7 protein-coding genes are annotated in these 10,822 nt (G+C 47.0%); 1 reads left to right on the plus strand and 6 read right to left on the minus strand.

Annotated elements, in window-relative coordinates; genetic code table 11:
* Positions 1-3 precede the first annotated feature (3 nt).
* The 6 genes from A3GW_RS0110185 to A3GW_RS0110210 form a co-directional block, all read right to left on the minus strand.
* Positions 4-921 (minus strand): glycine betaine ABC transporter substrate-binding protein, encoded by a 918-nt coding sequence (locus tag A3GW_RS0110185; RefSeq protein ID WP_018369190.1) that lies wholly within the window; start codon positions 919-921, stop codon positions 4-6.
* Between the two features lie 13 nt (positions 922-934).
* A complete protein-coding gene (locus A3GW_RS0110190) occupies positions 935-1,567 on the minus strand; it encodes an ABC transporter permease (protein ID WP_018369191.1) in 633 nt (210 codons plus the stop codon).
* On the minus strand, positions 1,548-2,543 hold the full coding sequence (locus A3GW_RS11125) for a zinc-binding dehydrogenase (RefSeq protein ID WP_040798924.1): 996 nt from the start codon (positions 2,541-2,543) through the stop codon (positions 1,548-1,550). The genes A3GW_RS0110190 and A3GW_RS11125 overlap by 20 nt, the downstream gene beginning before the upstream one ends.
* The gene (locus tag A3GW_RS0110200) at positions 2,530-3,003 is read right to left on the minus strand and encodes a MarR family winged helix-turn-helix transcriptional regulator (protein ID WP_018369193.1); all 474 of its coding nucleotides are present in this window, start codon (positions 3,001-3,003) and stop codon (positions 2,530-2,532) included. Before A3GW_RS0110200 ends, A3GW_RS11125 begins: the two co-directional genes overlap by 14 nt.
* Positions 3,004-3,148: 145 nt before the next feature.
* On the minus strand, positions 3,149-4,084 hold the full coding sequence (gene dapA, locus A3GW_RS0110205; protein WP_018369194.1) for a 4-hydroxy-tetrahydrodipicolinate synthase: 936 nt from the start codon (positions 4,082-4,084) through the stop codon (positions 3,149-3,151).
* 67 nt (positions 4,085-4,151) lie between these two features.
* Positions 4,152-5,228, minus strand: a complete 1,077-nt coding sequence (locus tag A3GW_RS0110210) for an aspartate-semialdehyde dehydrogenase (RefSeq protein WP_018369195.1) — start codon at positions 5,226-5,228, stop codon at positions 4,152-4,154.
* A gap of 274 nt (positions 5,229-5,502) precedes the next feature.
* On the opposite strand from A3GW_RS0110210, the gene A3GW_RS11130 reads away from it, so the two are divergent.
* Entirely contained in the window at positions 5,503-10,401 is a 4,899-nt protein-coding gene (locus A3GW_RS11130; protein WP_018369196.1) for a S8 family serine peptidase, read from the plus strand.
* Positions 10,402-10,822 lie beyond the last annotated feature (421 nt).

The following is a 10,822-nucleotide window of genomic DNA, read 5'->3' on the forward strand; positions in this document are numbered from 1 at the left end:
TCCTTAGTTAGTGATGCTCTTGTAGAAGTCTTTGGCAACAGCCGTATAATCCTTACCGTCAACATCGACTTGAGCGTTTAGTTCGGTGACTTTTTCAGTCGTTAATTGGCTGGAAATCTTGTTCAAGGCTGTCGCAAGATTTGGCTCTTTCTCAAGCAAGTCGCTCTGGGCAACAGGGGCGATGTTGTAAGGTGGCCAGAAGGCCTTGTCGTCTTCCAGCAGGGTAAACTCATCTGTCTGAATGAGCTGACCTTCTGTAGTATAGGCTGGCGTCACATCTGCTTCGTCGTTTTTCAGCACGCTGTATTTCAAGCTGTTGTCGTAGACCTTGGAAGATTTCCAGTTAAACTCACCGTAAGCCGTCTTCAAGCCTGCCAAGCCGTCCTCACGCTGGTCAAATTCCCCTTGGGACGCAAAGCGGAGTTCGCTCGCATGTTGTTGCAGATCAGAGATGGTCTTGATGCCCAACTGCTTCGCCACGGCTGTCCGGATAACCAAGCCCTGACTGTCTGTCGCCTGGGCGTAGTCTAACCACGTCAGCTTAAAGTCTTTGGCATAGGCGGTTTTAACCGTCTGATAGACCTGCTCAGGGTCGGTTTCCAATGGCAACTTCAAAATAGCTAACAGCCCTGTTCCTGTGTACTCTGGGTAGAGGTCGATTTCCTTATTGGTTAAGGACGTATGCACCAAAGAGCTGGCGATGTTAAACTTGCGCTCAACGGTGTAGCCTTCATCTTCCAAGGCTAGGGCATAGAGCTCTGCAACGATGAGATTTTCAGTGAAATCTTTTGAACCAATCCGCACAACTGGCTTGTCACCAGCTGCAGGTGCGCTCTGCTTTTGCCCAAAGAGGGCAAATAATCCTAAACCAGCTAGGACAAGGAGGGCTAATAAACCTCCGAGGCGTTTTTTGTTTGTCATGTTTAACTCCTTTTTAGTGGGTTTGTTTGATGTGATGAATGAGCCCATCGAGGCTCAACATGGCAATGAGCGAGAGCAGGGCAACCGAGCCACCGCCCAAGAGTAAGAGATCATAGCGATAGAGCCCCAACCCTGTGAAAATCAGAGTGCCCAGCCCTCCTGCTCCGATGTAGGTCGCTAGGCTAGCGGAGGCGATGATTTCCACTAGAGCCAACTTGAGCCCTGTTAAGAGATGGGGAAGGGCTAGTGGAAAAGCGACCTTGAGCAAGACCTGCCTGTCTGTCATCCCCAGCCCCTTGCCCACTTCTTTCAAGCTCTCTGGAACTTGTACCAAGCCGACCAAGGTTTGTAGGATAATGGGCGGTAAGCCCAGCAGGACAAGGGCGATAAGGGCTGGCACTTGCCCGACACCAATGAGGGGAATAAGGAAGAACAGCACCCCCAGCGAAGGAATAACCCGCAGACCACCAGACAAGCCTGTGATGGCTTGCCGGAGTTTTGGGCGCTGGTAAGCCAGGTAACCCAAGTAGGTCCCCAAGATCAGAGCAATTCCCAGAGCCAGAAGACTAATCCAGATATGCTCCCCAAGGTAAGTCAGGTACTGGTGGCTGTTGTGTGCTAGGTAATCAACCAGTCTGGTCCACATGAGCAACCTCCTTTACTTCTTCTGACAAGAGTACGACAACCTTACCAAAACTCCCCTGGCTCTCTAAGTAACGATGGGCGTCTGCCACTTCTTCTAAGCCATGAAAAATCCGTTCGGGGCTTGTCTTGACCTCATGTTTGCCTACAAAGTCAAGAAGTTCCTGCACCTTTTGTGGGGACATATTTCCCGAATAGAAGGTTGTCAGATAGACATTGTTAGCTAGTTGCTCAATTGGGTCAAAATCGTCCAAGTACCACTGACCGCCCAACTGACCGCAGGAACAGAGAATGCCCCCTTCCTCCAAATAGCACAAACTGTCCTTAACGGTTTTTGGGCCAATAAGCTCCAGTATCTTAGTAAATGACTGGGATGATTGGAGTTGATTGTCCTCATCTAGCAAGACCTCATCGTACCCTTCAGCTAGAAGCAAGGGTTCTTTTGCCCTGTCTCGGCTAGTCCCTACCAGATAAATGTCTGGATGCTGAGCCTTGAGAAGTCGCGCAAAAGCCTGACCGACACCGCTTGTTGCGCCCCTGACCAAAACCTTATCTGTAGCACTGATATTCAAATTTTTGAGTGCGCCAAAGGCAGTATAATAAGTCTCTGGCAAGGCGACCAAGGTCGCCAAATCGAGGTCGCTGACTACAGGATAAAGCTGTGAATTAGGTAGCAAGGCATAATCAGCATAAGAGCCATCAAAGGCACGCCCCATCTCCCCCATAAAGGAAATAACCAGTTGCCCAGCGACCAAATCAGGAGAAGTCGTCTGCTCAACTTGACCGACGCATTCGATGCCCAGAATCCGTGGAAATTGTACACTTGGTGACCAGCCCTTACGGGTAAAAATTTCTGAGCGGTTGATTCCAAATCCCAGCACTTTTACCAAGGTCCAGCCATCTTTTAGTTTAGGCAGGGGAACTTGTGAGACTTGTAAGACGTCTGCTTCGCCAGGCTTTTCAACCCTAACAGCCTTCATCAGCTTCATCAATTTTCCTCCTTTGCAGATTAGCTTTTAAATTAGCCAAAATTCGCTCTTGATAGCCTTCAAAGGCAGCTATTTCTTCCTCACTAAATCCCTCATAAAAGATGGTGGACAAGCGCTCGCTAACCCGCTTTCCGATGACTTCTTGTCCCCAGCCCTTATCCGTCAGGTGCCATATTTTTTTTCGCTTGTCATTGGGGCAGGGCTGCTGTACAATCAAGCCCTGCTCCTCCAAGCGTTTGAGCATAGAGGTCAGGGTATTGTTAGCAAGCCCTGTGTGAATGGCAATATCTGTCGCCGTTCTTCGACCGTCATGTTGCCAAAAACTATGCAAAATCTTCCCCTGCTCGCCGCTATACAAGGCAGCAGACTCTTGTGAAATCAGCTGATGAAAGAGCCGACCATTTATTAAACTAAGGTGGGTAGCTTGGTATCCACCCTTTGTTGTGTCCATAGCAGAGCTCCTTTCTTTTTTTATTTCTATATCGAACAATAAAAATTATAACAGTTTATCCGTTCACTGTCAACTATTTCGATATAGAAATACTATATTCCACAAAAAAAGAGCAGGATTGTCTGCTCTCTGGTATTATCATGCTTTAATACCGTGGACGAATCACACCTGTCACGGTTGCTTTTGTCGCTTCATAATCGCCATCAACGACGACCTTGATAATGCGCTTGGCCTCTGCTTCTGGTGCTGCGACAAGGGGCAAGCGAAGTGGCCCGACATCAAAGCCCAGATAGTTTAGCACTGCCTTAACAGGGGCAGGGCTCGGATAGCTAAAGAGAGCGTTGACTTTAGGGATAAACTGGCGCTGAATAGCCGCAGCAGCCTTGATATCGCTCCGCTCAATGGCTTCAAACATGGCGTGCATCTCGTCACCATTAGTGTGAGAGGCTACCGAAATCACCCCATCTGCTCCCAAATTCATGGCGTGGAAGGCATCGCCATCCTCACCTGTATAGATGAGAAAATCATCTGGACGGTGCTCAATCAGATAGGCAATATTAGCGAGAGTTGTACACTCCTTGACCCCGATGATATTGGGGTGTTCTGCCAAACGCAGCATGGTCTCAGGCGTCAACTCCACCACGACTCGTCCTGGGATATTATACAGAATAATCGGCAGGTCAGACGCGTCCGCAATGGCCTTGAAATGCTGGTAAAGCCCCTCTTGAGATGGCTTATTATAGTAAGGAACAATGGCAAGACCCGCCGCAAAACCACCAAATTTAGCCACTTCCTTGGCAAACTCGATGGAATCCCGCGTATCATTGGTCCCAATCCCTGCAATCAAGGGCACTCTGCCCTTAACAATAGCTTGCACAACTTTGAAAATCTCTAGCTCTTCCTCATGGGTCAGGGTCGGACTTTCCGCTGTCGTCCCTGCCAGCAAGATGGCATCTGTATGGTGCGCCAGCAAGTGCTCAATCAGAGCTGGGAAAGCCTCAAAATTGATGGTACCATCTTCATGAAAAGGCGTGACCAAGGCTGTGATGATTTTAGCCTGTCGTAGTTGCTCGATGGACATAAGAATTCCTTTCTAACGATGCTACTGATTCAAGATGACTGACGATTTTGCCAGCCATCTCATCACTCTACTTCAACTCAAATACGAGCTCGTCCGTTTTTCTCACCAAACCACGCTCGTGAAGGGTCTCAGCGATTTGAACGGAATTCCAAGCAGCCCCTTTGAGGAGGTTGTCAGATACCACCCACATGTGAATCCCATTTTCCTTGTCCAAATCCTTACGAATACGACCAACAAAGGTATCACGGCTACCGACCGCATTGATGGCTTGTGGGTAGATTTGGTTGGCAATGTCATCTTCTAAAACAGCACCTGGGAAGCTTGCAATCGCTGCTTTCACCGCTTCAATGTCTGCGACTTCCTTGGTTTCGATGTAGACAGACTCAGAGTGGGCAGAGAGAACTGGAATCCGCACGCAGGTCGCAGAAACAGCAATGCTGTCGTCTTCCATGATTTTCTTGGTTTCCTTGGTCATCTTCATCTCTTCGTAGGTGTAGGCATTGTCCGTGAAGAGGTCGATTTGCGGTAGTGCATTAAAGCCGATAGGATAGTGCTTCTTATCGCCACCTGAAGGAAGGATGTTGGCTTCTACCTCTGTTGGTGCCACGCCGTCATTCAACACCGCACGCAACTGCGCCTGTGTTTCCAAGATAGCTCCCATACCTGCCCCAGAGACAGCTTGGTAGGTTGAGACGATGATGCGTTCCAAGCCCCACTGCTGACGGACAGGCTCCAGTGCCACCATCATCTGAATGGTAGAACAGTTTGGACAAGCGATAATGCCTTTGTGGTCATCCATGGCATGGGCATTGACCTCTGGAACAACCAAAGGCACATCTGGATTCATACGGAAGTAAGAGGTGTTGTCCACCACCACAGCACCTGCTTTCACCGCATAAGGTGCAAACTTAGCCGATGTCGACCCACCAGCTGAAAAGAGGGCAATGTCAACGCCTTCAAAACTATCCTCGGTTGTCAACTCAATGGTAACATCTTGTCCCTTATAGGTCAAAGTCTTACCAGCAGAACGAGCTGACGACAGCAACTTAATTTGGTCAATCGGAAGCGTGCTCTCCTCCAACATCTTAATCATCTGTGTCCCAACGGCGCCTGTCGCACCAACAACGGCAACTGTATAGCCCATGTCTTTACCTCTTTTTTCTACAGGTTAGTAAAAATTTTATCTGTTATCTTTTTTAGATAATTTTATTTCCAGCAGTCTTTGCTGATACGCCTAATTATACTATTTTTCTTTGACAATGAAAAGAGATTATTTTTGCAAATCACTCAATTATTCAGTTTTTGCTAATTTTCTGAAAAAAAATTAAATAATCTCTTGCAGAATATAAAAAATTGTGCGATAATTCATCTTACCTGACTTTTAGATTTTTTTCAGGAAATTATGTTTAGGAGGTTTGATGATGAGTCGTCAAATGACATCAAAAGTTAGGCTATTAGGCCCTACCTTGCTCACTGCCTTGGTAGCCTTTAGTCTAAATAGCTACTCAGTAGCTGCTAATGATGATGTGACTACTGCTTCTACTAGCCCAGCCATCACAGCTGTTTCTGACAGCACTACAGCTGAAACGGCTACCAGCTCTGCGATTTCACCAGAGCCACAAGCAAGCACCACGTCATCAGAGAGCAATCAACCAAACTTTGCTCTTGCTGAGCCTTACGCTAAAACAGAAGCCGAGACCCTATCTGTTGAGAGCAATGCTATTATCAATATCCAGCCTGTCTGGGAAGAAAACATCAAGGGGCAAGGCATGGTCGTTGCTGTTATCGACTCAGGGCTTGACGTTGAGCACGATGCCTTGACCCTTAGCGATATTTCCACTGCTAAATTCAAGAGCGAAGAGGAAATGGAGGCCAAGAAAGCTGAAGCTGGTATCAACTACGGTCAATGGTATAACGACAAGGTTGTTTTTGGCTACAACTATACTGACAGCAATACCGAACTAAAAGAAAGCGATGTGCGTTCTCACGGTATGCACGTTTCTGGTATCTCAGTGGGTAATCCGACTCAAACGGACAGCAGTGGCACACGCATCGTTGGGGTTGCTCCAGAAGCCCAGTTGATGTTTATGCGGGTCTTTTCTGATACTCGTGGTGGTGGTACGGCTCCGTTTCTCTACGCTCGTGCTATCGAAGATGCCGTTAAACTCGGTGCTGACTCAATCAACCTCAGTCTGGGGTCACCAAACGGCTCCCTGATTGATGTTGGCGACCACATCACGCGTGCCATTGACGATGCTCGTAAAAAAGGGGTTACCGTTGTCATTGCAGCAGGTAACGATACGGTATTTGGTGACGGCAAATCCTTGCCTTACGCCGATAACCCTGACTATGCTGTTGTTGCAACACCAGCCACAGCCCGCGATGGCATCGCGGTCGCTTCTTATAACAACACCCACCTCACTCGTGAAGTTGCCACCATTCTCGGTATGGAAGATAATACTGAGCTCAACTTTGGTAAGGTCAACTTTACCAAGGGGTCAAACAGTAAAAAAGAGTTCGCTGAAAATGTAGCCTATGACTACCTCTATGTTGGACTAGGTAAAACCGAAGACTTTGAAGGACAAGACTTGGCTGGCAAAATCGCCCTCATCAAACGTGGTGAAATCAGCTTTGCTGACAAGGTAGCTAATGCTAAAAAAGCTGGAGCTATCGGTGCTGTGGTCTTCAACAACGTGACCCAAACACTGGACTTCACCATGAACATCCCTGGACCTGAAACAGCGCTTTACCCATCAATTTTTATCCCTATCCAATTCGGTGAAGAGTTAGCTAAAGAGTCAGGCACAGGCAAGTACAAGTTCCAGTTCAACAAAGCCTACGAAACGGTGGTCAATCCCGAAGCTGGAAAAATGTCTGACTTTACCAGCTGGGGTTTGTCTGCTGATGGTGAATTAAAACCTGATGTCTCTGCACCAGGTGGAGCGATTTACTCTGCCATTAACAACAATGGGTATGCAAGCATGGACGGTACCAGCATGGCATCGCCACATATCGCTGGTGTTGTTGTCCTCATGAAACAAGCTCTGCAGGAAAAATACCCTGATTTAAGCCCTGAAGAGCTGCAAATTCGTATCAAACAGCTTTTGATGAGCACTGCTCTGCCACACTTTAACACTGACACTCAGGCCTATACTTCTCCTCGTCAACAAGGCGCTGGTATCGCAGATACCCACAAGGCGATTCACTCTGACCTTTACTTGACAGGCGAGGATGACCTGACCAGCATCGTTCTGGGGAATGTTGATGAGAGCTTTACCTTTAACGTGCGTCTCTATAACACCTCAAACAGCGATAAGACCCTCAACTACATCACTCACCTGAATACTGATCAGATTGTTGACGGTCGCGTCACCCTCAAACCACGTGAACTGAACCAAACAACTGGGACGGTCACAGTAGCTGCCAACAGCAGTGTCTTGATTCCGATTACTGTGGACAGCTCAGACTTTACAGAAGAGCTCAGCAAACTCATGGTCAATGGTTATTTCCTTGAGGGCTTTGTGCGCTTTGTCAACCCTGTTGACGGTGGGGATGAGGTTAGCATTCCTTTTGTTGGTTTCAAGGGAGCATTTGAAAACCTAGCTGTTATCGAAAAACCAATCGGTGAATTTGACTTTAACAACGGTGACCTGCCGTTCTACTACCCTGAACGCAAAGAAGGCTCAAAAATAGACGAGCTGAATTTCACTGAAAGCGAAGAGTACACCACACTCTTGACATCAGAATCTGAATGGGACCACAATAAGGGTGTCTACACGCCAGAAACCCCGATTATTGCTGGAACTTACCTAGATAATGACGGCAAGTATATCCTCTACCGTGATGAAACAGGTAAACCCTACTACATTATTTCACCAAACGGTGATAATAACCGTGATGCTGTCATGCTACGTGCTGTCATGCTACGGAACTTTACAGATGTTACTGCAGCTGTTTATCGCGACGAAGACATCGACCGTACTAATCCTGTTTGGGTCAGCGAGAATAGCCTGGCAGGAACTAAAAACTACTACGGTGGCAAACCTGCCAACTCCAAATCAACTATTCTTGATAACACGCTTTGGGCTGGTAAAGACAATAACGGCAAGGTACTTCCAGATGGTAAATATGTCTACGTCGTAACTTATCGTCCAACCGTTCCTGGAGCAAAATCTCAGGAAATGAGCTTTAACATCTTGATTGATACCTCACGCCCTGCCATTACCACTGCTTCAATCTACGATGAAGACGCGCGTACTTTCAAACCACGTCCAGGTATTGCATGGGGAGCAACCGAGATTTATCGTGAAACCCTCTACTATAATGTCAATGCCGAGGATTACAAGGAAGTCCTCGAAAATGGTCGTGAAGTAACGCGGTCAAACACCGTCCGTATCTACATCAAGCCAGATGAAAACGGCATTTACACCCTACCGACACACGACATCAACGGAAAAGAACTCCGTATCACTGATTTCTGGTACCGTATCGAAAACCGCGCAGGAAACTCTTGGGCGGCTGTCCTACCAGAGATTGTCCAAGGTGGAACAGAAAGCGGATTAGTCCGTCTGGGTATCTCAAATCCAGAAACACAGCAATTGATTGAAGCAGATTTCCGCTACATTATCCGTGATTCAGAAGGCAACGATGTTACTGCTGAAACAACCTCTGTCAACCCTGCCGAACCTTTCCACAGCCTCCCATTTGGAGACTACACTGTTGAATTGATTCTTCACGATGAAGATGAAGCCTACTTGATTGATGAGCGCATCAAATCCTTCACCGTTGATGAAGAACATTCATTGGTTGGTGTCTACTTCAAAGCAACACCACTGTCTCGCACAAGTTTCGCAGTGGACTTTGACACCATTCCACCAGTAGGGACTAAAGTTTACCTCGTTGACAGCAAGGGCAAACGCACCGAGCTCCCTCAAGGCCGTTACACCAAGGACATTTTTGAGAAGAAAATCGTCTCTGGCGACTACACCATTAGCATCGAGTTACCAGCAGGCTACCAAGCTGTCGACCTCTCAAGTGGTGAGCCTATCGTTATTGAGAACCTCACCTACACTATCGCAGGTAATAAGCTAACCGTTAAAAACTTATCACTCCAAGCTAAAGGTAATTTGGAAAATGGCGGAGCAGCAGAAACTGCTGACGACTTGCCTGCCTTTGACCTCAATGCTGACCTAGATAATGATGGTTTCTCTAACCAAGAGGAACTGACTCTGGGAACAGATCCTGCCGATGCTACATCTTATCCTCAAACAGCCAAAGGTGACCAAGAAAATGGAGGAGCAGCAGAAACTGCTGACGACTTACCAGCCTTTGACCTCAATGCTGACCATGACGGTGATGGCTTTACTACTGCTGAGGAAATGGCAGCAGGCACCGATCCGTTCCACGCAGGTACTTACCCACAAACCTCAACTGGTGACAATGCCAACAACGGTTATCCAAATCTTAACGACGATAAACCAGTCTTTGATTTAGAAGCTGACTATGATGGGGATGGCTTCACAAACCGCCAAGAACTGGATGCTAACACTAATCCATTGGATAAGAACAGTTTCCCTACCCCAACTGTTCCAGCTCCAGCACCACTACCTGTGCCTCAACCACAGCCAGTTCCGACACAACCAGATCCTAAACCACAAACACAGCAGCCTGAAACACTTGACAATCAGACCAACACTCCTCGAGAGCTTGTTGATCCAAAAACAGGCGTTCGTGTTAAACTGGCAGCCAATGAAGATAGCAATATTGTTCGGTTGCGAATTGTTCACAAAGAAACACTGGATGCTACAACACCTCTTGTTCTAAAAGAGACTGACTACGATCTATTTGATATTGAACTCATCGACAAAGCCGGTCGTGTCATTAAATCCAACTACCCTGCTGAAGTGACGTTACCTGTTGATAGCGGTAAGAGCGTCGAGCATGTCATTTACCTATATAACGGTAAGGTGACTACACTGCCATTCCGTATAGAAAATAGGTCTGACGCTTCTGAACAAATGAGACAAGTTGCAATCTTTATCGCACCGCATTTCAGCGAGTACGGCATCATCTATAAAGCCACAACAGCTCTTGCACCAACTGTTCAACCAGTAACAAGCCAGAAAGAGGAACCTACTCCTACTGAGCCGCCAAGCAATTCAGCTGTAACGCCTCTGGCAGCAACAGCTGCTTCTCCTATGACTGGCAAGAATACCCTACCAGCTACTGGTGAAACTGATTCATCGCTGCATTTACTTGGCTTTACGCTTAGCCTGACAAGCTTGTTTACTCTTATTTATAAACGTCGTCAAAACTAGGATTACTATCAAGTAAAAACACTTCCTAGCAACCTTGTCAATGACTTTATAAAATACAATACCCCCGCTTGCTGAACGGCACCTCAAACATTAGACAGAAAAAATCTAATTTGGGAGTGCCGTTCATTGTCTAGTCGGGGGTATTGTTGTGTCAACAAAAACATACTAAGATTAGTAGTGAGGAAATCTCCGACGGGAGAGAGTACTCACTACTTTTTTCATTCTCAAGATGATAAAGTAGAGGTGTCTTGTTAAGTCGTGGGGCTTTTTGACGCTAGACGTCGCAACAAAAACTGGCAAGACACCTGTTTTAGAAAGAATGTTATCAAAGTATGTGGGACGCTAGACGTCGAGTATTGAAAATGACATCTCTAAAACAAGGAATCATTCAAGACAAAGAGGTAGTATCATGCGTGCAGTT

The sequence above is a fragment of the Streptococcus entericus DSM 14446 genome, from assembly GCF_000380025.1.
GTDB classification, from domain to species: Bacteria; Bacillota; Bacilli; order Lactobacillales; family Streptococcaceae; genus Streptococcus; species Streptococcus entericus.

Bases quoted from the DNA above. Each gene is read 5' to 3' on its own strand.
- A3GW_RS0110190 (WP_018369191.1), bottom strand. From the start codon at position 1,567: ATGTGGACCAGACTGGTTGATTACCTAGCACACAACAGCCACCAGTAC.
- A3GW_RS0110185 (WP_018369190.1), bottom strand. From the start codon at position 921: ATGACAAACAAAAAACGCCTCGGAGGTTTATTAGCCCTCCTTGTCCTA.
- A3GW_RS0110210 (WP_018369195.1), bottom strand. From the start codon at position 5,228: ATGGGCTATACAGTTGCCGTTGTTGGTGCGACAGGCGCCGTTGGGACA.
- A3GW_RS0110200 (WP_018369193.1), bottom strand. From the start codon at position 3,003: ATGGACACAACAAAGGGTGGATACCAAGCTACCCACCTTAGTTTAATA.
- A3GW_RS11125 (WP_040798924.1), bottom strand. From the start codon at position 2,543: ATGAAGGCTGTTAGGGTTGAAAAGCCTGGCGAAGCAGACGTCTTACAA.
- dapA (WP_018369194.1), bottom strand. From the start codon at position 4,084: ATGTCCATCGAGCAACTACGACAGGCTAAAATCATCACAGCCTTGGTC.
- A3GW_RS11130 (WP_018369196.1), top strand. From the start codon at position 5,503: ATGATGAGTCGTCAAATGACATCAAAAGTTAGGCTATTAGGCCCTACC.